The sequence below is a fragment of the Haloplanus aerogenes genome (assembly GCF_003856835.1).
Classification (GTDB): Archaea; Halobacteriota; Halobacteria; order Halobacteriales; family Haloferacaceae; genus Haloplanus; species Haloplanus aerogenes.
Window position 1 is genome coordinate 1,247,447 of record NZ_CP034145.1, and the last position, 20,377, is coordinate 1,267,823.

Genomic DNA, 20,377 nt, shown 5'->3' on the forward strand with positions numbered 1-20,377 from the left:
TGGACCGACGCGCTACGCCGAGTCGTAGAGCGACTGGACTTCGCTCGCGGAGAGGGCGCGCGAGTAGATGCGCACGTCGTCGGCGTCGCCGGAGAGATTTCGGTTACCGTAGTGTTGCATCATGCCGAAGAACGAATCCCCGTCCCGGATGGCGACATCTCCGGGGAAGGCGAGAGTCTCTTGGAGCGTGCCGTCGATGTAGAACCGCACCTCGTCGGCGTCCGCGTCCCGGACACCGGCGTAGTGGTGCCAGGTGCCGTCGAAGGCCGGTTCGTACGCGCCCGTTTGAGCGTTGTTCGACCGGTTTGCGTCCCTGACCCAGAAGAACATCCCGTCGCCGTCGTTCGTCCCGATGGCGAAGAAGCCGTCGTGGCTGGTGTCGACGTAGTTGCTGAAAGCGAAGTGGTTCTGACCCACGGACTGGCTGGGAAGCTTGAGCCAGCCGGCGACGGTCAGCGACTCGTTCGCGCTGCCGACGTTCAGGCTCGTCGTGACCAGATCCGCGTCGCCGTCGAACGACGCCGCCTGCCCGACCGGCCCGCTCGTGAACGACGTGTTGCCCACGAGCGTCCCGTCGTACCCGTTGCCGCTCACGTCGTCGGCGCTCCCTTCGAACGGGTAGTACGCGACGAGATCCGTTTCGCCGTCGTTGTGGCGGCACTGCTCGGTGTAGAAGCCGAGGTCGAACGTCACGCTGTCGGACTGCACCTGATTGCCGTGGTCGATGGGAAGCCACCAGACCACGCTCACCTCGTGGACGCTCGGCTCCTCGGGGTTGCCTCCCGAGAAACAGCCCTGCTCACCCGTCCCACCGCCAATTTCGGCGTCGATGTCGCCGTCCAGCGCGATGCCACCGCCATCGAGCATCGCGAGGAACTCGCGGAGGGTGTACTGCTCGACGGGCTGGAAACCCGCGTCGGTGTCCTCGAAGGCCGACGTGTCGCCGTTGATCGGCCCGACGCCGTAGGCGACCTGCACCTCGTCTAAGAGTTCGACTCCCTCACCCTCGTCGGGGTCGTCACCTTCGGGTTCGGTCACGCCGTTCTCGCTGGCGCTCTCGAGTCCCCCGGTGAGCCAGACGTAGCCGGGGTTGTCACAGAGTTTGAACGCGAACTGCGCCCCCCCGAAGTCGCCGGGCTTCACGTCGCCGATGTCGATGATGACCGGCCCGTCGGCGTCACTTTCGGTGCCACAGAGTCCGCCCGCCGCGGCCGCCATCCCACCGTTGACGCGGTTGTACGGGTTGCCGTCCGCGTCCGTCGAGATGGCGTCGAAGAAGTTGGCGTAGTTGTCGCCGTCGATATCGATGGCGATGTCCTGTGCGTCGGACTGCCCGTCACCTGCCGGTAGACGGATGTCCGTCGAGGCTTCGTCCGTCGCCATACCCGCGTACTCGGCCTCGTCGGCCGACCAGTCGGAGTAGTACTCCGTCGCGGTTACCTTCATGTCCAGCGTCCCCGCGGTAAGCTGGTTGTTCTCGAACGTCTCCTGATCGCTGAAGTACGCACTCGTTCCCAGTCCTGCACCGGCCGACGCGACACCGATACTGCCGAGAGCAGCCAGCGTCTTCCGTCTCGTGAGTTCGAAGCTGTCGTCCATAGTCTCTCCCGGATCGGGACGCTCGACGGCGTCCCCCTCCTTGGTACTGCGATCCTCACCACCTACCCCGTTAACTAATGACGCCTTGTGCCACCTAATGGGTCGTTAACGGCGTTCAGGCCGAGCGCGAAGTTCAACTGCCTCGCGTTCGTACCCCCGTCGATGAGTTATCGCGGAGTCGTCCTCGACGTGGACGGAACGGTGGTGCGTGGCGACGAGCCTATCCCCGGTGCTGCCGAGGGGCTCGACCGACTGTCCGCGGCGGGGCTCCGTCGCCTCTTCGTCTCCAACAACCCGACCAAGCGCCCGCCGGCCTACGCCGACCGGCTCCGACGGGCCGGTTTCGACGCCCACCCCGACGAAATCGTCACCGCCGGGACGATTACCACCGCCTACCTCGCGGAGCGCCACCCCGACGACGCGCTGTTCGTCGTCGGCGAGAACGCCCTCGTCGAGCAGTTGACCGACGCCGGCCTGACCGTCGTGACCGACGAGGCCCGCGCCGACACCGTCGTCGTCTCCATCGACCGGTCGTTCGACTACGACCGGCTCTGTGCGGCGCTCCGCGCGTGCGACGACGAGGACGTGACGCTCGTCGGCACCGATCCCGACATGGTGATCCCCGCCGCCGAGGGCGACGTGCCCGGGTCGGGCGCGATCATCAACGCCGTCGCGGGCGTCGTCGGCCGTAAGCCGGACGTGGTACTCGGGAAGCCCTCCAAGCCGGCTCGTCGGATGATTCGCGACCGCCTCGACCTCCCGCCGCGCGACTGTCTGGTCGTCGGCGACCGTCTCGACACCGACATCGCGCTCGGCGAGCGGGCGGGCATGACGACGGTGCTCGTTCGCACCGGCGTCACCGACGACCGCGACCTCGAACGGAGCGACGTGACGCCAGATTACGTCCTCGATTCGCTGGGCGATGTCGGATCGATCCTCTAGCCCCGCAGCAGGTTCATCACTTCGTCGGCCACGTCCGGTTCGACCGCGATCACGTAGCGCTTGCCCGGCGTGAGCGTCGTCTCCGGCCGGGCGACTCGCTCGCCGTCGTCGTCCGAGATGACGAGCGTGCCGGCGGGGAACCGCACGGACTGCAGTGCCTTGCCCGCCGCTGGCGCCCCTTCTTGAACCCGGATCTCCATGATGTCGAGCGTTCCCGTCACGTCGGCAAGCGTCCGTACGTCGCTCCCCTCGATTTCGTTGGCGGCCACGCGCGCGCCAGCCCCTTCGGGGAAGACCGTCTCGTCGACGAACTGGCCGTAGCCCTCTTGATTGCGGTTCCCGATGCGCGCGACCGTCCGAATCTCGGCGTTCATCTCTTTCGCTTCCATACAGATCGCCAGATTCAGCCCCGGTTCACCCGTCACCCCGGCGATCACGTCGCTTCTCGCCACGTCCGCCTGCCGGAGGATGTCCGGGTCCGAGGCGTCGCCACGGATGATCGTCGCCATGTACTCGTCGGCGAGGTCGTCACAGCGCGCCGCGTCGGGTTCGACGACCGTCACGTCGTGCCCCCGGTCGTCGAGGAGGACCGCTGTCTCGAAGCCGACACGTCCACCGCCCGCGATGATAATGTCGAGTGTCATTGTTACTGTGGTATCGTTGCGTCGTCCGGTTCGTCCGTCTCCTCGCTCGACCCCAGTCGGGTGTAGATGCCGTACGCCACGACCCCGAGCAGGATCCAGCCGACGCTGAGGACGAGCGCCAGCACGTCGGTTCGGAGCAGGTACGTCACCAGTACCCCCGTCAGGATCAGATTGAGGACGATTCCGAGGATCGGTGGGATCGGATAGTACGGCATCTCGTACGGTCGGTTCATGTCCGGGCGCTCCCGTCGGAGTTTGATCACCGACCCGTTGACGACGATGAAGGAGAGCAGGAAGAAGAGACTCGACATGTTGCCGGCGCTCTGAGTGGGGAGCGCGACGGAGCCGAGCATCACCACTCCGCTCGCGAGGATGGCGACGAACGGCGTCCCGTAGCGATGGTGGAGTTGGCCGAAGGAGGGGAGGAGTTGATCCTCCCGCCCCATCGAGAACGCCACCCGCGAGGAGGCGATGACGACGGCGTTCAACGCCGTCAGCGTCGAGAAGACGGCGCCGAAGACGATGATCGCGCCCCCGTTCTGGATGATCGGCAGGCCCGTCGGCATGAACTGCGTCGCGGCCTGTGCGATCCCGGCCTCTCCCGCCTCGGCGAGTCCCTCGGCGCCGAGCGTCCCGACCGCGACGCCAACCACCGCGAGGTAGACGAGCACCGTCACCCCGAGGCTCACGAAGATGGCCTTCGGAATGTTCTCCCGCGGGTTCTCCACCTCCTCCGTCACCGTCGTGATGAGGTCGTACCCTTCGAACGCGATGAACGTCAGCCCCATCGCGGGGAGGATGCTGAGGGGGCTGGCGCCACCCGGAAAGAGCGGCTGGAATTCGGCCGTCGCGAACATGGGCGACGTGGCGCCGAAAGCGACGAAGATCACGAGGATGCCCACCTTGACGAGCGTGAAGATGGTCTCGACGCTCCCGCTCGCGGCCGTCGAGAGGGCGTTCAGCGTGACCAGAAAGAGGACGGCCACGAACGCGAGGGCGACGGCGGCGGGCACGCCAGCGTCGATCACGGGGAGGGCAATCGCACCCACCTGATTCGGCGCCGGTGTCACGTCGTAGACGTGCAGGAGTTCGAGGAAGTTCGGCGCGAACCCCAGCGCGTACAGGCCGCCGGCGATCATGTAGGCGAACCACAGCATCCACCCCATCACGAACGAGGGGAGGTCGTCGAACACCTCGCGCACGAAGGCGTAGCCGCCGCCGCTCTTGGGAATCGACGCCGCGAGCTCCGCGTACGAGAGGCCGGTGAAGGCCGTCACGACGCCGTTGAGCAAAAAGACGAGGATCGCCGCAGGGCCGGCAATCTCCGCCGCGAGGCCGGTCAGGACGAAGATCCCCGCGCCGATCATCGCTCCCATCCCGATCATCGTCGCGTCGAGCAGTCCGAGGTTGGCCTCGGGCGCTCGCTCGCCGTGTCCGCTCACGGCATCCTCCGCCGTCCCCATCGCTCTCGATCCATCCCGGCGTCGATTCGGTCGTGACCGTCGTCGGTCGTATCGCTACGATCCATCCCGATGTATCGGATACGATGGAAACGGCGCACAAGAAAGTACGGTGACGTTCCCGCCCGACGGCAACGCCGTCCGAGCGACTCGACGCCGGCTGGCAGGAATCCGGCGCGACACGGCGTCACACTGCCGTCTGACGTAACTTTATTTATGTGTGGGAGCGTACCACGGTGTATGTCACCGAACAACAGCCCGTACGTCTTCCGCGAGGAGGTCGAAGACGAGGTGGATGACGCCGACGAGCGGTCGACGACCGAGGGACAGGAGGTCGTCATCGTCGACGGCCGAGCGATGAGTTACCGCTGGTACCGCCGCTGAACGGTCGTTTTCGGCGTGGTCGTCCACCGTCCGTGAGCGGCGGCGCCGGGCCGATCTCAGAAGGCGTCGCCGTAGACGTCGACCTCGGCCGCGAGGCCGTCACGGAGCGCCGCATGGACGTGACAGATGTCCTTGGCGCGCTCGACGATTTCGTCGAACGTCTCGTCGTCGAGGTCGGCGGCCACGTGGATCGCGAAGTGGATCGAGGCGAGGTCGTCGTCCTCGTCGAGGTCGGCGCTCGCGTCGATCTGAATCTTTCCGAGGTCGTCGTGACCGTGCTGTTGACCGCCGACGCGGAACGCCGGCAGGAAACAGGAAGCGTACGTCGCCACGAGCGCCGCGTTCGGATTCGGCCCTTCCTCGTCGGTGGCGTCGACCGTGAACTCGAAGTCGCCGACCTGGTTGACACACGCGAATCCTTCGTCGCTGACGGTGATCGTCTCGATATCGCTCATTGCATCCGTCGACTCGGGACGCGGCGTCTAAATCCTGTCCCTACTCCTCGGCGTACGGCCGCTCGAACGCGAAGCTCTCGTCGCCGTCGAGGACGTGGACCGTCGCAGTCGATCCGGTCGCCGCCACCTCGCGTTCGAAGTCCCCCACGTCGATCTCGATGGGCGGGAACGTGTCGTAATGCATCGGGAAGACGTGATCGACGTCGAGCCAATCGGCCGCGATGGCGGCCTGTGCCGGCCCCATCGTGTAGTGGTCGCCCACCGGGAGCGCCGCGGCGTCGGGTTCGAGGAACGGCCCGATCACGTCGCGCATCTCGCTCATCAGCCCCGTATCGCCCGCGTGGTAGAACGCGAAGGCGTCCTCGTCTGTCTCCTGCGTGGGGACCGTGTCGCCGATGATGTAGCCCGCCGGCGGCCCGGCGCTGTACTCGTAGTCGGTGCCGATGCCGTTCGTGTGATCGGCACGGTGCATCGTCACGTACGCGTCGCCACACTCGACGGTGCCGCCCATGTTCATCCCGACCGTGTCGTCGGCACCGTGTTCGTCGGCAACCCACGCCGTCAGCTCCGGGGTGCCGACGATCGTCGCGTCGGTGAACGCGCCCACGTCGCCGATGTGGTCCGCGTGGCCGTGGGTCAGGAGAACGTAGTCCGGATCGAGATCCGACGGATCGACGGCCGTAAACGGGTTGCCGAAGAACGGGTCGATCAACAGGGACGTGTCGTCGACGGAGGCGTGCCACGTGGAGTGGCCGTGCCAGGTAAGCTCCATGGTTCCGGTACAAGTTGTCCGGATTCGAACATCAATCTTGCTCCCCAGCCTAACGAGGAAGGCTTATTTCGCCCGCGGATGAGCCCTCTCCCATGCGACGCGTCAGATTCCGCGATCCTGCAGGTATGGTTCGGACGGGCGAATGGCACGGCGACAGCGTCAGTTTCGCCGACGCTACCTACGATCTCGACGAGGTAGATGTCCTCGCCCCCTCCGAACCCTCGAAGATCATCTGCATCGGCATCAACTACGCCGACCACGCCGAGGAGACGGGCATCGCCGTCCCCGACCGCCCGATGCTCTTTCTGAAGACGCCGAACACCGTCGCCGCCCACGGCGACACCATCACCCTCCCCGAGGGCAAAGAGCAGGTCGACTGGGAGGCCGAACTCGGCGTCGTCATCGGCGAGCAGTGCCGGAACGTCGACGCCGAGGACGCGGAGTCGGTCATCGACGGCTACACCGTCGTCTGTGACATCTCCAACCGCGACGACCAGCGCGAAGAGCAGAACTGGGTGCGCGGCAAGGCCTTCGACGGCGCCGCCCCGATCGGACCCGTCGTCGCCGACCCCGAACACCTCTCCGACGACGCGGCCGTCTCTCTCCGCGTCAACGGCGAGACCAAGCAGTCCTCCGACATCTCACAGCTCATCTTCTCCGTCCCCGAACTGATCGAGGAGATTTCCTCGTACATGACGCTCGAACCCGGCGACGTCATCTCGACCGGCACCCCCTCGGGCGTCGGCGGCCTCGAAGACGGCGACGAGGTCGAAGTCGAGGTGGAAGGCGTCGAGACTCTCCAGTTCACCGCGCGGCGCGACTGATACGGAGTGTCGTAACTGATCGTCGGCGGTTCGCCGTGTCGTGTCGACGAACCACTTCCAACGATCTGTACGAGACTGCGGTTCGCGGGTTCTTTTTCCACGCCGCCAGAGGACAAGCCATAAATTTAGGCTCCCCTAATCCGGTCCCGATGAACCTGAGTCGACGGGACGCGCTCGCGGCGCTGGCGACGGCCGGCGCCGTCGGCGTCGCGGGGGCGACGGCCCTCGGTGACGAGGGGAGTCCCGACACCACCGTCTCCGACGACACCCTCGCCATCCTCGTCGCCGTCGCGGAGGCGGTGTATCCCGCCGAGGCAGAGGGGATCGAACCCTTCGTCGAGACGTACGTCGCCGGCCGCATCGCGGACGATCCGGCCCACCGCGAAGGCGTCGTCACGGCCGCCGCCGACCTCGACGCCACGGCCCGCGACTGGCGCGGCGCACCGCTCACCGACCTCGACCGGTCGGCGCGCGACCAACTTCTCCGCGATCTCAGCGTCGACGTGGCCGACCCCGACCCCGACGGCAACCTCGCCGCGCAGGTGCGATTCTACCTCGTGAACGAACTCCTCTACGCATTCTACGCCTCCCCGACCGGCGGCCGTCTGGTCGGCATCGAGAACCCCGTCGGCTACCCCGGCGGCACCGAGAGCTACCAGAAGGCCCGGATGGAGGACGAGGATGGCTGAGGATCGGTCGCCCGAACCGGACGCCGACGTGTGTATCGTCGGCGCCGGTCCCGCGGGCGCCATCGTCGCCGCACGGCTCGCCGAGGCGGGACACGACGTGGTCGTCCTCGACGCCGGGCCGCGGTTCGACCTCTCGGAGCGGGAAGAACAACTCGACGCCCACCTCCGCCCCGGTGTCGAAGGTGAGGCGTCTGGGGGAGGCGGCGTCGACGGGCTCTGGGGCATGGGCGGCGAGCGCGACGCCTACACCTCCAGCGGCTCGAAGGGCTACCCCCTCAACGCCGCGCGCGTGAAGGGAATCGGCGGCTCGACGCTCCACTGGCAGGGGATGGTGATGCGCCTCCACGAGCGCGATTTCGAACTCCAGTCCCGCCACGGCGTCGGCGCGGACTGGCCCATCGACTACGCCGACCTGCGCCCCTACTACGCCGAGGCGGAACGCGAACTGGGCGTTGCCGGCGCCGCCGACAACCCTTTCGCACCACCCCGCGAGGAACCGCATCCCCTCCCCGCCTTCCCACCCTCGCACAGCGACTCCATCTTCGCCGACGCCTGTGAGGCGCTCGAACTCCCCATGCACTCCGTGCCGAACGCGCGCAACTCTGAACCCTACGACGACGCCTCGGCCTGTGTCGGCTACGGTACCTGCAAACCCGTCTGTCCGTCGGGGGCGAAATACACCGCGGAGCGCCACGTCGCCCGCGCGGAGGCCGCCGGCGCCCGCGTTATCGACCGCGCGCCCGTCCAGCGTCTCGACCATGGCCCGGACGGCGAGCGCATCGAGGCCGCCGTCTACGCCACGCCCAGCGGCGAGGAGCATCGGCAAGAGGCCCGTGCCGTCGTCCTCGCCTGCGGCGGCGTCGAGAACGTCCGCCTCCTCCTGCTCTCGGCGTCCGACGCCCACCCCGACGGCCTCGCCAACTCCTCCGGCGCGGTGGGACGATACTTCATGGACCACTGCTTCGCGGGCGTCGGCGGCCGGATCGACCGCCCCACCCGCCAGAACCACGTCGGCTTCAACACCAGCGAGTGTCACGCCCTCTACGACGGCGAGGACCCCCTTCCGGGGGTCAAACTGGAGTTTCTGAACTACGCCGGCCCGTCGCCGGTGATCGAAGCGCTCCACGCCGACGACTGGGGCGACTCCCTCCTCGACACCCTCCGCGAGTCCTACGGCACCCACCTCGCCGTCGGCGCCCTCGTCGAGCAGTTCCCGCGCGCCGAGAACCGCATCACGCTCGACCGATCCACGACCGACGACCACGGCAATCCCGTCCCCGACGTGCGCTGGTCGGTCGGCCCGGAGACGCGACAGGCCATCGAGCGCGTCAACGAGGTCCAGCGGGCAATCTTCGAGGAACTCGACGCCGACATCGACTGGGTCGTCGGCCCCGACGGGACGGGACCCGCCTTCCACCACATGGGGACGACCCGGATGGGCACCGATCCCGCGGAGAGCGTCGTTGCGCCCGACTGCCGCGCCCACGACTGCGACAACCTCTGGATCGCCGGCAGTAGCGTCTTCCCCACTGGCGGCGCGATGAATCCCACGCTCACCATCGCGGCGCTCTCCTGTCGGATCGCGGAGCGCCTCGACTCGTGGCTCGGCTGATCGCCCCCTCTGCCGCCCCGGATAGCTTCAAGAGCCTCGCCGGCGTGTAGCCGTGTGTAATGGTAACGAACGTGACATTCGTCGACGCGGCGACGACGCCGCTGGAGCGGAGTGATGCCTGACCGACATGGCCCGTTCCGGATGGCCCGCTTTCTCGTCGAAATCGACGGCATCGCGAAAGCCGGGTTCAACTACTGTCGGCTCCCTACCTCCTCGACCGCTGTCGTCGAGTATCGCGAGGGCAACGACCGGCCCACGCCCCGGAAACTCGCCGGCCTGAACGAGTACGGCCCGCTGGAGTTGCGGTACGGCGTCACGATGGACGGCATCGAACTCGCCGAGTGGTGCCGACTGGTCCAGCAGGGCACGGTCGACGAGGCGCGGCGAGCCATCGCCGTCGTCCTCCTCGACGAGGAGGGAGCGTCGGCGGCACGGTGGGAACTCCGGAACGCGTGGCCCGCCCGATACGAGGCCCCGACGCTGGACGCCGACCGCTCCGCCGTCGCCATCGAGACGCTCGAAATCGTCCACGAAGGGGTCGAACGCGTCGACATGGGCGGCGAGACTGACGGCGGAGAGCGACGGGACGAGGGTGAACGGGAGACGGCGGACGAACCGGACGAGCCGGAGACGTATCAGACGAAACACGAGAAACCGGAGACACGACGGACGGAACACGAGAAGCCCGAGACGCGACGGACGAACCACGACAAGCCACCGAAGCGGACGAAATGACCGACCGCCCTGTCGATCCCTACGGCCGTCACCGGTTCGACGTCGACCTCGGTGACGACCGTCCACCGCTCGGCTTCACCGAGGTCAGCGGCCTGTCGGTCCGCGTGCAGGCGCGACCGGCGGACGACGCCCCCGAGGACGACAATGTGGACTGGTTCGACTGGGGCGACCGTCTCGGGCGTGCGGTCGGCCGCGTGCCATCCGCCCCACGACGGCGGACTGTCTCACCGACGCTCACGCTTCGGCGGGGTGTCACCGACGACCGACGGCTCTGGGACTGGCTTCAGGACTGGGTGGCGGGGATCGTCGATCCGCGGACGGTGCGGGTGTTTCTCCTCGACGCTGCAGGCGAGCGAGCGCGGGGGTGGCGCTGTGTCGACGCCACACCGGTCCGGTGGGACGGGCCGGAACTGGTGGCCGACCGGCCGGCCGCCGCCACCGAGACGCTGGAACTGGCTCACGAGGGCATCGAGGCGATCACCGGCGACGGCGATGAGTGATCAATCACGCTTAAGCGTCGTCGTCCGCATCATCCGGCCATGCAACCACGGGACCTCTCCGACCTCTCGCCGTACGTCCCCGGTCGCGGCGCCGAGGAGGTGGCCCGCGAACTCGGGATGGACCCCGACGACCTCACGAAACTCTCGTCGAACGAGAATCCGCACGGCCCGAGTCCGGCGGCCGTCGCGGCCATTCAGGAGACCGCGCCGCGCGTCGGCGTCTATCCGAAGGCCTCCCACACCGATCTGGGGGAGAAACTGGCCAACCACTGGGACTGCGCGCCCGAACAGGTGTGGGTGACACCCGGCGCCGACGGCGCCATCGACTACCTCTCGCGGGCGTTTCTCGACCCCGGCGACCGCATTCTCGCGCCCGAACCCGGCTTCTCCTACTACCGGATGAGCGCCCGGTACCACCACGGCGACGTGGCGACCTACGAACTGTCGAAGGCCGACGACTTCGCGCAGGCGCCAGCCACCGTCCTCGACGCTTACGACGGCGAGCGCATGGTCTACCTCACGACGCCGCACAACCCCACGGGCGCGGAGTTCTCCCGCGAGGCCATCGTCGAGTTGGCCGAATCGGTGAGCGAGGACACCCTCCTCGTCGTCGACGAGGCCTACGCCGAGTACACCGAGGCGCCGTCGGCCATCGACCTTCTCGACGACTACGACAACCTCGCCGTCCTGCGGACGTTCTCGAAGGCGTACGGCCTCGCGGGCCTCCGCGTGGGCTACGGCGTCGTCCCCGAATCGTGGGCGGACGCCTACGCTCGCGTCAACACTCCCTTCGCCGCCAGCGAGGTGGGCTGTCGGGCCGCTCTGGCCGCCCTCGACGACGACGACCACCTCGACACGACCGTCGAGACGGCCCGGTGGGCGCGGGCCTACCTCCGCGATAACCTCGACGCCCCGACGTGGGAGAGCGGCGGCAATTTCGTCCTCGCGGAGGTTGGCGACGCCTCGGCGGTGGCGGAGGCCACCCAGCGACAGGGGGTCATCGTCCGCGACTGCTCCAGTTTCGGCCTGCCGGAGTGCATCCGCGTCTCGTGTGGCACGCGCGAGACCACGCCCCGCGCCGTCGAGACGATCAACGACGCACTCGCGGAGGTACGGGTATGAGCGACGCCGACGAGGTCGACTACCGCGTCGCCGTCACCGGCACGCCCGGGACCGGCAAGACCTCCGCCACCACGCTCCTCGACGGTCCGGTCATCCACCTCAACGAACTGATCCGGGAGGCGGGCCTGTGGTCCGAACGCGACGCGGACCGCGACTCGCTCGTGGCCGACCTCGACGCCGTCCGCGAGTCGCTGGGCGACTGGTCGGGCGTCGTGGAGTCACACCTCGCGCACCACCTCGACGCGGACAGGGTGGTCGTCCTCCGGTGTCGGCCGGACGTACTCGAAGACCGCCTGCGCGACCGCGGCGCCGACGAGACGAAGGCGACGGAGAACGCGGAGAGCGAGGCGCTCGACGTGATCCTCTCGGAAGCGGTGGATCGCCACGGGCTGGAGCGGGTGTACGAAATCGACACCACGGACCGAACGCCGGCCGACGTGGCCGAGGCAATCGAGGCCGTCGTCGCTGGCGACCGAGAACCGAGCGCCGGCGACGTGGACTTCACGGACTACCTGTGATAATGATCGTTGGAAGTCATTACCGGCGGTTCGCCGTACCGTGCCGGCGAACAACCGGGAAACAGTTACAATCACCAGTATGACGCTGGATCGCCTCCGCCCCGTGGCCGAACTCGTCCTCGATCCGATGGTCGCCGCGGCCGATCGGATCGGCCTCACGCCAGACGGCGTCAGCGTGGTCGCCTTCGGGTTCGCCGTCGCCGCCGGCGTTGGATTCTACCTCGCCACGCCGCTCGGCTACGTCCTCGGCGCGCTCTGTGTCCTCGCGAACGGCTGGCTGGATCTGCTCGACGGCGCCCTCGCGCGCACCCAGAACGTCGACTCCCGTGGCGGCGACCTGCTGGATCACGTGCTGGATCGCTACGCCGATATCGTCCTCGTCGTCGGGTTGGCCGCCGGCACCGGTCGGTACGACCTCGGCCTCCTCGCTGTCACCGGCGTCCTGATGACGTCCTACCTCGGGACGCAGATTCAGGCGGTCGGCCTCGGCCGCGAGTACGGCGGCCTCGTCGGCCGCGCGGACCGCCTCGCCCTCATCGGCGTCGTCGCCGTCGTCGCCGCCGTCGTGGGCGGGCCGGTCGGCCCGCTCTCGCTCACCGTCGTCGGCTACCTCCTCGTCTTCTTCGCCATTATCGGGCACTTCACCGCGCTCCAGCGGTTCTGGGGCGCGTGGTCCGATCTGACGTGAGGCGGGCCGTTGTCGGTCGTTTCCGGCCGTCGCCACCCCGAGGTCGGCGACGGCCGGGACACAGCTACAACGGGCTGGATGAGGGGCGCACCTTTTATCCCCCGCCGTCCGCTACGGAGGAGTATGCCCCAGTGTGAAATGTGTGGAGCCGAGAGTTCGTCGCTCACCACGACGAAAGTCGAAGGGGCCGAACTGGAACTCTGCGACGAGTGTTCGGACTTCGGGACCGAGGTCCGCACCGAGTCGAGCAGTTCGTCCTCGACGAAATACTCCACCTCGTCGTCTTCGTCCTCGTCGAGTGGCGGGTCGAGTTCGTCGTCCGGCGGGTCGTCGAGCGGTGGCGGCAGTTCGCGCCGCCGGCGCGACATGTTCGACGACATGGAAGAAATCGCGACCGACTACGACGACCGTATCCGCACGGCCCGCGAGGACCGCGGCCTGACCCAGGAGGAGCTCGCACAGGAACTCAACGAGAAGGCGAGTCTCATCCGCAAACTCGAACGTGGTGACGTCCTCCCGAGCGACGAGGTACAGACGAAACTCGAACGCAAACTCGACATCTCGCTGTCCGAGGGTGCGGGCGACGAGGACGCCGAGTGGTCCGGTGGCTCCTCGACGACGACGACGCTCGGCGACGTGGTCAAGCGCAAGGACTGATCGCTCGCCGTCTCCTTTCTCGCCTCGCACGCTCGACAGCTACATGGGCTCGGCCTGCGAACGGCCCGGCCATGGCTCGTGACCGTGACGTAGCCGAGTCGTTCACGCTCGGTGCCGCTCAGATCGAACCCGTCTACCACGACGCCGAGGCGACCCTCGACAAGACCTGCCGGTGGATCGAACGCGCCGGCGACCGTGGCGTCGATATCCTCGTCTTCCCCGAGACGTACTTCCCCGGCTACCCCTACTGGCGACGGAGCACCTCCATCGCTCGGTGGACCGACCTGATGGTCGACCTCGGGGCGAACAGCCTCCACGTCGACGACGACGCCGTGGCGACTATCGGCGAGGCCGTCGCCGACGCCGACCTCCATCTCGTCCTCGGCACGAACGAAGTCGACGACCGCCCGGGAAGCGAGACGCTCTACAACTCGCTCTTTTTCTTCGACCGCTCGGGGTCGCTCGTGCGCCGGCACCGGAAACTCATGCCCACCCACGACGAGCGTGCCATCTGGGGCCGTGGCGACCCCGAGAGCCTCGCCGTACACGACACCGACGTTGGTCGACTCGGTGGCCTCATCTGCTACGAGAACCACATGACACTCTCGAAGGCGGCGCTCTGTGCGCAGGGTGAGGAGATTCACGCCGCCGTCTGGCCGGGGTTCTGGGAACAGCACGGCCACCCCGGCGACAAGACCCGTGCCGACTCGGCCGCGGCCCGCGACACCTGTGACATCTACCCCGCCGTCCGCGAGTACGCCTTCGAGACGCAGTCCTTCGTCGTCTCGTGTTCCGCCTACATGAACGAGGGCGTCCCCGACGGCTTCGAGGAGGGCGAAATCGGTTTCGGTGTCGGGAACGGTGGAAGCATGCTCGTCAACCCCGCGGGCATCGTGAAAGCCGGTCCCGTCATCGGCGAGGAGACACTCCTGACTGCCGAATTCGACCGCGACGAGCGTCGGGCGACCAAGGCCTACTTCGACGCCATGGGGCACTACAGTCGCTGGGACGCGGTGAATCTGGAGGTGAACGACGGGCGTCTCGACCCGATTCACGACCACCACGGCGACGACGCCGCTTCCGCTCCGTCCCTCTCTCCCGCCGCCGCCCAGTCCCTCGCCGAGGAGTACGATGTCGATGTGGAGACCGTCGAGGCCGTCGCGGACGCCATCGCGGACGCCGAATAACCACGTTTTTTCACCTCACCCCACGCTTGCCCCGGTATGTTCGTTCTCGTCAACCTGAAGGCGTATCCGTGTGATCCGGTCGAAGTCGCCGAGGCGGCCCGCGACGTAGCCGACGCGAGTGGCGTCCGCATCGCCGTCGCCCCGCAGGCCGCCCACCTCGACCGCGTCGCCGCCACCGGCGTCGAGACGTGGGCGCAGCACGTCGCGCCGGTCGCCCACGGCAGCCACACCGGCCACACGCTCGCCGAAGCCGTCGCGGATGCCGGCGCCGAGGGAACCCTGCTCAACCACTCCGAACACCGCCTGAAACTCGCGGACATCGACGGCGCCCTCGACGCCGCCGACCGCGCCGGTCTGGAGACGGTCGTCTGCGCCAACAACCCCGATCAGGTCGGCGCGGCGGCCGCCCTCGGCCCCGACGCCGTCGCGGTCGAACCCCCCGAACTCATCGGCGGCGACGTGTCCGTCAGCACTGCCGACCCCGGCATCGTCGAGGGCGCCGTCGCCGCCGCCAGCGCCGTCGACCCCGACGTGGACGTGTACTGCGGTGCCGGCGTCTCGACCGGTGAAGACCTCGCCGCGGCCGCCGACCTCGGCGCCGAAGGGGTGTTGCTCGCGAGCGGGGTCGCCAAAGCCGACGATCCGCGGGCGGCGTTAGAAGATCTGGTGTCTGGCGTTTAGAGAATCTCCGCGTCGGTTCGCGAGTTCGGGTCGTCACCCTCGCCGCTCCCCGACGCCATCTGCTGTCGCGTCGCGTGATCCGCCGAGGCGGGCGTCTCGCCCCCGCCCTCGACGAAGACGGCGTCCTCGTCGACGAACCCGTCGTCGCCAGCCACGTCGTCGTCGACGACTTCCACCTCGTCGCGTTCGTCGGGTACGCGCACGTCCTTCGCCTCGGCGGCGAGCGTCTCCCCGTCGACGAACGCCTCCTCTACCTCCCGGACGACTTCGTCCAGTGTCTCGTCGTCGAGATGTCCGTCGAACGCCTCCGCGACGCGATCCGGGAGCGCGTACCGGTAGCGGTCCTCCTCGACGTGTTCGACGAACCCACCCGTCCGAAGGGGCCGGTTCCGCCCGTACGCCATCGGTTGGTCGGGCGTCCCGCCGGCGGCGACGTGCGCGTCGACCGGATCGGCCTCCCGCTCGATCCGGTAGTGGGCGAGCATCTGCTGGGAGAGAGCCGGCAGGTCGCGAATCTGCCCTCGGAGTCGGGCCACGACCGCCTCGCGGGTTCCGGGGGCCGCGCTGGACGTGCGGGTCGAGGTGGGCGTGTCGGTGTCAGCCGTGGGATCGGCGTCGTCGTCCGCTTCGGGCGCCGTGTCGTCCCCGAATGTCACGTCGGTCTGTTCGTCCGCCGACGGGGCGCTGGCGTCGGTGTCCGTGATGTCGTCTGCGCTGGCGTCCTCGTCGGCGTCCGCGCCCTCCGCGCTCGCCACAGTATCGGGCGTCGGCCAGTCGTTCGGTTCGATTTCGGGGCGGTCGTGATCGGCGTCCGTCACCGCTTCCGCGTTCGCGTCTGCGGGGTCGTTCCCGTCCGACTCGGTCGTCGCGTCCGCGTCCTCGTCCCCGCGCTGCTCCGTCCGCTCCCGCTCGTACTCGTGCAGTTCGGCCTGATCGTCCGCGACGGTTCCCGCGCGGGCGAGGTTGCGACCCCCGCCGCCGCGGTACGGCGCCTCGGCCTTCTGGAGCATCGCCTGCGCGAACCGGTCGGCCATCCGCGAGAGGTCGCGGGCCTCCTCCAACTCGGCTTCGAGTTCGCGGATGCGTTGCTCTTTCTTGTCCAACTCCTGACGGAGGTCCGCGAGTTCGCTCTCCCGACGCTCCTGTTCGTCGCTGATCTCGCGGAGGTCGGAGACCAGGTCGTCACTGATCGACTTGAGTTCCGGACGCTCGAAGTCGTCGAGCCCCGGCGTCGCCCCCGCGTCGAAGGTGCGTTTGCGGTGGAACTGCACCCGCCGCACCGACTCGCTCCAGTCGGTCATAAGGAAGGCTTCGCCGTCGCCCAGATCCTCGACGGCGTTGGCGTGTTCGGCGTCGATGATCCGACTCACGACGTTCGTGTCGTTGTTCCACGTCAGGCGGTGCCACACCAGCCAGTCACACTGCGTGATGAAGTCCTTCTTCACGTCCGCCGGTCGCTGACTGATGCCGACGATCCCGAGACCGTGTTTCCGGCCCCGCTTGCCGATCTTGATCAGCATCTTCCCCGTCTCGTCGAGGCCGCCGCCCTCGGGGATGTACTCGTGAACTTCCTCGACGAGCATCAGGAAGGGCTTTTTCAGTTTCTTCTCCTTGGCGAACAGGTGGCGGGCGACCGACAGCAGGAGTTCCTTCGCCTCGTCCTCGTCGAGATAGCCCGACACGTCGAGGATGATCGGCACGTTACCCTCCAGCGCCAGCGACGCGATTTTCTCGGCGTGTTCCGGGCTGACCTGAATGTCACACTCGTCGTCCGCGCCCGCGTGCAGGAGTTCGAACTCCTCTTTCAGGCCGTAATACTCCCCGTCCGTGTCGACCACGAGAACGGGAAAGTTGTTCTCCAGCAGGTTCTCCACGAGTACCGACGCGGTGTTCGACTTGCCCGATCCGGACTTCCCCGTGACGAACCCGCGACCGGTGAGCAGTTCGACGACCGGAAGGTCGACCGGCGTCCCCGGATCGGCGTCGGCGTCGCCGCCGGGACCCTCGCTCACGTCCGCGACCGTGATGGTTTCCGTCTCCGTGTCCGTCATTGGTCTGTGAGAGTGTCCCGGCCCCCATAGTTCCGCGTCAGACGGGCGTCCTACGGATCGATAGGGTTCATCGGAAGTCATCTATGAACAGTTACGATAATCCCTAGAAATCGGTCAGCGACGACTGGCCGTCCGAGGACGACGGCCGGGAGGTGTCGTCGTCGGTCGCCGTCCCCGTCTCGCTACTGCCCCACCCATCCAGCCGCGCCTGCGCCGCCGCCTCGAACTGGAGGTTCGACACCCGAACCCCGAGTTTGCGGATCGGATCTCCCTCGAACTCCGCGAGGAGGTCGAGCGCCACCTCCCGGACCAGGTCGGCGTCGGCCACGGGGCCGGGGAGCGACCGTTCGCGCGTGTTCACGTCGTACGGCGGCGTCACGGCCTTGATCCCGATAGTGCGATAGAGGGCGTCTTTCCCCTCGGCTCGCTCGGCCACGTCCGCTGCCAGCCCGTCGACCGTCTCGCGCTGACGCTCGGGGTCGGCCGTCGCCTCGGTGAACGCCGACTCCCGCGAGAGGCTCTTGGGTCGGCCAGTCGGCCGGACCTCGCGGTCGTCGTGGCCGCGGGCCCGATCGTAGAGCGTCCGCCCGCGCTCCCCGAACCGCTCCCGGATCGCGCCGGACTCGGCGGCGGCGAGGTCGCCCGCCGTCTCGATCCCCATCTCGCCCAGTTTCCGTGCCGTCACCGGACCGACGCCGTGAACCGCCTCGACCGGCAGGGGATCGAAAAAGTCGCGCACGTCGCCGGGTTCGACGACGACTAGCCCGTCGGGCTTGTCGTGGTCGCTCGCCACCTTCGCGGCGCTCATGGTGGGCGCGACGCCGACGCTCGCGGGGACGCCCACCTCGCGCGCGATCCGGTCCTTGATGTGTCTGGCGTAGCCCTCCGCGAGGGGTCGGCCGTTCACGACGGTCCACCCCGTCCGCTCGGTCACGTCGAGATACGCCTCGTCGACGCTCACCTCGCGCACCCGGTCGGCGCACTCGTGGAGGATGTCCTTGATCGCGCTCGCTATCTCGCGGTAGTACTCCAGATCGACGGGCCGGTAGTGGGCTGCGTCCGCGGGATCGAGGTCGGGGTCGTCGCGGGCGACGTCTTTCCGGGGCAGACGGTCGAGCGCCTGCGAGATGGGCTGGGCGCTCTCGACGCCGTACGCGCGCGCCTCGTAACTCGCCGTGGCGACGGCGCCGTGGGGTTCGCCCGATTCGTAGCCCATCCCCACCACTACCGGTTCGCCGTGGAGGTCGGGTTCGCGCAGGCGCTCACAGGAGGCGTAGAAACAGTCCATATCGACGTGGCAGACGATGCGGTCGTCCTCGTCCGCGTCGTCTACCCCTGCGCCGGGGAGTCGCTCGCCTTCGCCGCCGACCATGCCACGTCTCGGGTGCCGACGACCCTCAATATTCCGCTACTGCTACTTCAGCCGTTCCTGCAGGAAGGAGGGGTGTGTCGCCGTCACGCCGTCGATGTCGAGGATGGTGTCGTTGATCACGTCGCCGAGGGCGTCGCCGTCGCGGGCGCGGACTTCGGCCATCAGCATGTGGTCGCCGGAGGAGGTGTAGAGGGCTTCGACCGCGTCCATCCCCTTGAGCGCGCGGGTGACCTCGACGTAGCGCTCGCTCTCGACTTCGATGCCGACGATAGCGATAGACTGCCCGGAGAGCTTCTTGGGATCGACCTCCGCCGAGTAGCCGACGATGACGCCGTCCTCCTCCATCTGCTGAATGTACTTTCGAACCGTCGGCTTCGACACCCCGGCACGATCGGCAATCTCTCCGTAGGACGCTTGGGCGTCCTCTTCGAGGACGGAGAGAATTCGACGTTCCGTATCGAGCGTACCCATACACTTCCGTTTCGGTCCACGGAAAAAATATGTTGCGAAGACGAAAATCGATTCGTGGTCCCGCTTCGGCGTCTACTTGTGACGGTCGAGGAACATGTCGTGGGCCCGCTCCCACTCGTAGTCCTCGTCGAAGTAGCGCTCCGCGAGCGGTTCCTCGGGCATCTCGCCGATGGCCTGCTTCTCCTCGGAGTAGGACAGCCGGTCGCTGTCGACGTAGAACCGGCCCGTCAGGACTTCGCCCTCGTAGAGCGACTGCTCGGCCTCGGTCGCCATCGCGGCTGCCTCGTCCTTGTTCGTCGGGTCGAAGTCGTAGTCGTCCGACTCGTTCACGTCGATGTAGGGGACGTACTGCCGCGCGTCCTTGTTCCAGGTCGGACACTGGGTGAGGAAGTCGATGTGGGCGAAGCCGTCGTGTTGCATCGCCTCGACGAGGATTTCCTTGGCCTGATTGGGGTTGACCGCCGCCGTCCGCGCGACGTAGGAGGCGCCGGAGGTGAGCGCCAGCGAGAGCGGGCGGATGGGGTCTTTGGCGCTCCCGTGGGGCTGGGTCTTCGACTTGTGGCCCTTCGGCGACGTGGGCGAGGTCTGCCCTTTCGTCAGGCCGAAGATTTCGTTGTCGAAGACGATGTAGGTCATGTCGTGGTTCTCGCGGGCGGTGTGCATGAAGTGGTTCCCGCCGATGCCGTAGCCGTCACCGTCGCCGCCGGCCGCGATGACCTCCAGTTCGGGATTGGCGAGTTTGGCCGCGCGCGCGATGGGGAGCGACCGGCCGTGGATCGAGTGGTAGCCGTAACACTCGAAGTAGCTGTTCAGCTTGCCCGAACAGCCGATACCGGTGACCAGCAACACCTCGTCGGGGTTGCGGCCGATTTCCGGCATCGCCTGTTTCAGCGCCTTCAGGACGCCGAAGTCGCCACAGCCCGGACACCACGTCGCCTGTGGCTCCAGCGTGGGCGTGAACTCTTCGCGGTCGATCTCTCGGTCTTCGCCGATGGCTGAGAATGCACTCATTGG

At 67.7% G+C, this 20,377-nt stretch carries 22 protein-coding genes; 13 read left to right on the forward strand and 9 right to left on the reverse strand.

Annotated elements, in window-relative coordinates; all coding sequences use genetic code 11:
* Positions 1 to 12: 12 nt before the first annotated feature.
* A complete protein-coding gene (locus tag DU502_RS06290) occupies positions 13 to 1,599 on the reverse strand; it encodes a LamG domain-containing protein (RefSeq protein WP_121920837.1) in 1,587 nt (528 codons plus the stop codon).
* A gap of 162 nt (positions 1,600 to 1,761) precedes the next feature.
* Between DU502_RS06290 and DU502_RS06295 the strand changes: the two genes are divergently transcribed.
* Positions 1,762 to 2,541, forward strand: a complete 780-nt coding sequence (locus tag DU502_RS06295) for an HAD-IIA family hydrolase (RefSeq protein WP_121920836.1) — start codon at positions 1,762 to 1,764, stop codon at positions 2,539 to 2,541.
* Here the strand turns inward: DU502_RS06295 and DU502_RS06300 are convergent.
* Complete coding sequence (locus DU502_RS06300) at positions 2,538 to 3,185, reverse strand: potassium channel family protein (protein ID WP_121920835.1); 648 nt, start codon at positions 3,183 to 3,185, stop codon at positions 2,538 to 2,540. The genes DU502_RS06295 and DU502_RS06300 overlap by 4 nt on opposite strands.
* 2 nt (positions 3,186 to 3,187) lie before the next feature.
* Positions 3,188 to 4,648, reverse strand: coding sequence for an APC family permease (locus tag DU502_RS06305; protein ID WP_121920834.1), 1,461 nt, complete (start codon positions 4,646 to 4,648; stop codon positions 3,188 to 3,190).
* A gap of 237 nt (positions 4,649 to 4,885) precedes the next feature.
* Here DU502_RS06305 and DU502_RS18190 point away from each other — a divergent pair, with 237 nt between their 5' ends.
* Positions 4,886 to 5,029, forward strand: coding sequence for a hypothetical protein (locus DU502_RS18190; protein WP_158601172.1), 144 nt, complete (start codon positions 4,886 to 4,888; stop codon positions 5,027 to 5,029).
* Positions 5,030 to 5,085: 56 nt separating this feature from the next.
* Here DU502_RS18190 and DU502_RS06310 read toward each other — a convergent pair whose 3' ends face one another.
* Positions 5,086 to 5,484, reverse strand: a complete 399-nt coding sequence (locus tag DU502_RS06310) for an OsmC family protein (RefSeq protein ID WP_121920833.1) — start codon at positions 5,482 to 5,484, stop codon at positions 5,086 to 5,088.
* A gap of 40 nt (positions 5,485 to 5,524) precedes the next feature.
* The gene (locus DU502_RS06315) at positions 5,525 to 6,256 is read right to left on the reverse strand and encodes a metal-dependent hydrolase (RefSeq protein ID WP_121920832.1); all 732 of its coding nucleotides are present in this window, start codon (positions 6,254 to 6,256) and stop codon (positions 5,525 to 5,527) included.
* Positions 6,257 to 6,348: 92 nt separating this feature from the next.
* Between DU502_RS06315 and DU502_RS06320 the strand changes: the two genes are divergently transcribed.
* The 11 genes from DU502_RS06320 to tpiA all read left to right on the forward strand — a co-directional run bounded on the left by DU502_RS06320 (position 6,349) and on the right by tpiA (position 15,469).
* Positions 6,349 to 7,080: a fumarylacetoacetate hydrolase family protein gene (locus DU502_RS06320; protein ID WP_121920831.1), complete on the forward strand. Its 732-nt coding sequence runs from the start codon at positions 6,349 to 6,351 to the stop codon at positions 7,078 to 7,080.
* Between the two features lie 149 nt (positions 7,081 to 7,229).
* On the forward strand, positions 7,230 to 7,769 hold the full coding sequence (locus tag DU502_RS06325) for a gluconate 2-dehydrogenase subunit 3 family protein (protein ID WP_121920830.1): 540 nt from the start codon (positions 7,230 to 7,232) through the stop codon (positions 7,767 to 7,769).
* Positions 7,762 to 9,381, forward strand: a complete 1,620-nt coding sequence (locus DU502_RS06330; protein WP_121920829.1) for a GMC family oxidoreductase — start codon at positions 7,762 to 7,764, stop codon at positions 9,379 to 9,381. Before DU502_RS06325 ends, DU502_RS06330 begins: the two co-directional genes overlap by 8 nt.
* A 114-nt stretch (positions 9,382 to 9,495) precedes the next feature.
* Complete coding sequence (locus DU502_RS06335) at positions 9,496 to 10,116, forward strand: phage tail protein (RefSeq protein ID WP_121920828.1); 621 nt, start codon at positions 9,496 to 9,498, stop codon at positions 10,114 to 10,116.
* On the forward strand, positions 10,113 to 10,616 hold the full coding sequence (locus DU502_RS06340; RefSeq protein ID WP_121920827.1) for a phage tail protein: 504 nt from the start codon (positions 10,113 to 10,115) through the stop codon (positions 10,614 to 10,616). Before DU502_RS06335 ends, DU502_RS06340 begins: the two co-directional genes overlap by 4 nt.
* 39 nt (positions 10,617 to 10,655) lie before the next feature.
* Positions 10,656 to 11,738 (forward strand): histidinol-phosphate transaminase, encoded by a 1,083-nt coding sequence (gene hisC, locus DU502_RS06345; protein WP_121920826.1) that lies wholly within the window; start codon positions 10,656 to 10,658, stop codon positions 11,736 to 11,738.
* Positions 11,735 to 12,256, forward strand: a complete 522-nt coding sequence (locus DU502_RS06350) for an adenylate kinase family protein (RefSeq protein WP_121920825.1) — start codon at positions 11,735 to 11,737, stop codon at positions 12,254 to 12,256. Before hisC ends, DU502_RS06350 begins: the two co-directional genes overlap by 4 nt.
* A 79-nt stretch (positions 12,257 to 12,335) precedes the next feature.
* Positions 12,336 to 12,944 carry a CDP-alcohol phosphatidyltransferase family protein gene (locus tag DU502_RS06355; RefSeq protein ID WP_121920824.1) on the forward strand — a complete coding sequence of 203 codons (609 nt, stop codon included), beginning with the start codon at positions 12,336 to 12,338 and terminating at the stop codon, positions 12,942 to 12,944.
* Positions 12,945 to 13,067: 123 nt separating this feature from the next.
* Complete coding sequence (locus tag DU502_RS06360; RefSeq protein WP_121920823.1) at positions 13,068 to 13,601, forward strand: multiprotein bridging factor aMBF1; 534 nt, start codon at positions 13,068 to 13,070, stop codon at positions 13,599 to 13,601.
* Positions 13,602 to 13,672: 71 nt separating this feature from the next.
* Positions 13,673 to 14,788 (forward strand): carbon-nitrogen hydrolase family protein, encoded by a 1,116-nt coding sequence (locus tag DU502_RS06365; RefSeq protein WP_121920822.1) that lies wholly within the window; start codon positions 13,673 to 13,675, stop codon positions 14,786 to 14,788.
* A 36-nt stretch (positions 14,789 to 14,824) separates the two neighbouring features.
* The gene (tpiA, locus tag DU502_RS06370; RefSeq protein ID WP_121920821.1) at positions 14,825 to 15,469 is read left to right on the forward strand and encodes a triose-phosphate isomerase; all 645 of its coding nucleotides are present in this window, start codon (positions 14,825 to 14,827) and stop codon (positions 15,467 to 15,469) included.
* On the opposite strand, the gene DU502_RS06375 is transcribed toward tpiA, so the two are convergent.
* The 4 genes from DU502_RS06375 to DU502_RS06390 form a co-directional block, all read right to left on the reverse strand.
* Entirely contained in the window at positions 15,466 to 17,520 is a 2,055-nt protein-coding gene (locus tag DU502_RS06375; protein ID WP_121920820.1) for an ATP-binding protein, read from the reverse strand. The two genes, tpiA and DU502_RS06375, sit on opposite strands and share 4 nt — an antisense overlap.
* A gap of 103 nt (positions 17,521 to 17,623) precedes the next feature.
* Entirely contained in the window at positions 17,624 to 18,892 is a 1,269-nt protein-coding gene (gene dinB / locus DU502_RS06380) for a DNA polymerase IV (protein WP_121920819.1), read from the reverse strand.
* A 42-nt stretch (positions 18,893 to 18,934) separates the two neighbouring features.
* Positions 18,935 to 19,363, reverse strand: a complete 429-nt coding sequence (gene lrpA1 / locus DU502_RS06385; protein ID WP_121920818.1) for an HTH-type transcriptional regulator LrpA1 — start codon at positions 19,361 to 19,363, stop codon at positions 18,935 to 18,937.
* Between the two features lie 72 nt (positions 19,364 to 19,435).
* On the reverse strand, positions 19,436 to 20,374 hold the full coding sequence (locus DU502_RS06390) for a thiamine pyrophosphate-dependent enzyme (RefSeq protein ID WP_121920817.1): 939 nt from the start codon (positions 20,372 to 20,374) through the stop codon (positions 19,436 to 19,438).
* Positions 20,375 to 20,377: the final 3 nt, after the last annotated feature.

What these genes read in the sequence shown, in the direction of transcription:
- DU502_RS06290 (WP_121920837.1), bottom strand. Translation starts at nt 1,599, where the DNA reads ATGGACGACAGCTTCGAACTCACGAGACGGAAGACGCTGGCTGCTCTC.
- DU502_RS06295 (WP_121920836.1), top strand. Translation starts at nt 1,762, where the DNA reads ATGAGTTATCGCGGAGTCGTCCTCGACGTGGACGGAACGGTGGTGCGT.
- DU502_RS06300 (WP_121920835.1), bottom strand. Translation starts at nt 3,185, where the DNA reads ATGACACTCGACATTATCATCGCGGGCGGTGGACGTGTCGGCTTCGAG.
- DU502_RS06305 (WP_121920834.1), bottom strand. Translation starts at nt 4,648, where the DNA reads ATGGGGACGGCGGAGGATGCCGTGAGCGGACACGGCGAGCGAGCGCCC.
- DU502_RS18190 (WP_158601172.1), top strand. Translation starts at nt 4,886, where the DNA reads ATGTCACCGAACAACAGCCCGTACGTCTTCCGCGAGGAGGTCGAAGAC.
- DU502_RS06310 (WP_121920833.1), bottom strand. Translation starts at nt 5,484, where the DNA reads ATGAGCGATATCGAGACGATCACCGTCAGCGACGAAGGATTCGCGTGT.
- DU502_RS06315 (WP_121920832.1), bottom strand. Translation starts at nt 6,256, where the DNA reads ATGGAGCTTACCTGGCACGGCCACTCCACGTGGCACGCCTCCGTCGAC.
- DU502_RS06320 (WP_121920831.1), top strand. Translation starts at nt 6,349, where the DNA reads ATGCGACGCGTCAGATTCCGCGATCCTGCAGGTATGGTTCGGACGGGC.
- DU502_RS06325 (WP_121920830.1), top strand. Translation starts at nt 7,230, where the DNA reads ATGAACCTGAGTCGACGGGACGCGCTCGCGGCGCTGGCGACGGCCGGC.
- DU502_RS06330 (WP_121920829.1), top strand. Translation starts at nt 7,762, where the DNA reads ATGGCTGAGGATCGGTCGCCCGAACCGGACGCCGACGTGTGTATCGTC.
- DU502_RS06335 (WP_121920828.1), top strand. Translation starts at nt 9,496, where the DNA reads ATGCCTGACCGACATGGCCCGTTCCGGATGGCCCGCTTTCTCGTCGAA.
- DU502_RS06340 (WP_121920827.1), top strand. Translation starts at nt 10,113, where the DNA reads ATGACCGACCGCCCTGTCGATCCCTACGGCCGTCACCGGTTCGACGTC.
- hisC (WP_121920826.1), top strand. Translation starts at nt 10,656, where the DNA reads ATGCAACCACGGGACCTCTCCGACCTCTCGCCGTACGTCCCCGGTCGC.
- DU502_RS06350 (WP_121920825.1), top strand. Translation starts at nt 11,735, where the DNA reads ATGAGCGACGCCGACGAGGTCGACTACCGCGTCGCCGTCACCGGCACG.
- DU502_RS06355 (WP_121920824.1), top strand. Translation starts at nt 12,336, where the DNA reads ATGACGCTGGATCGCCTCCGCCCCGTGGCCGAACTCGTCCTCGATCCG.
- DU502_RS06360 (WP_121920823.1), top strand. Translation starts at nt 13,068, where the DNA reads ATGCCCCAGTGTGAAATGTGTGGAGCCGAGAGTTCGTCGCTCACCACG.
- DU502_RS06365 (WP_121920822.1), top strand. Translation starts at nt 13,673, where the DNA reads ATGGCTCGTGACCGTGACGTAGCCGAGTCGTTCACGCTCGGTGCCGCT.
- tpiA (WP_121920821.1), top strand. Translation starts at nt 14,825, where the DNA reads ATGTTCGTTCTCGTCAACCTGAAGGCGTATCCGTGTGATCCGGTCGAA.
- DU502_RS06375 (WP_121920820.1), bottom strand. Translation starts at nt 17,520, where the DNA reads ATGACGGACACGGAGACGGAAACCATCACGGTCGCGGACGTGAGCGAG.
- dinB (WP_121920819.1), bottom strand. Translation starts at nt 18,892, where the DNA reads ATGGTCGGCGGCGAAGGCGAGCGACTCCCCGGCGCAGGGGTAGACGAC.
- lrpA1 (WP_121920818.1), bottom strand. Translation starts at nt 19,363, where the DNA reads ATGGGTACGCTCGATACGGAACGTCGAATTCTCTCCGTCCTCGAAGAG.
- DU502_RS06390 (WP_121920817.1), bottom strand. Translation starts at nt 20,374, where the DNA reads ATGAGTGCATTCTCAGCCATCGGCGAAGACCGAGAGATCGACCGCGAA.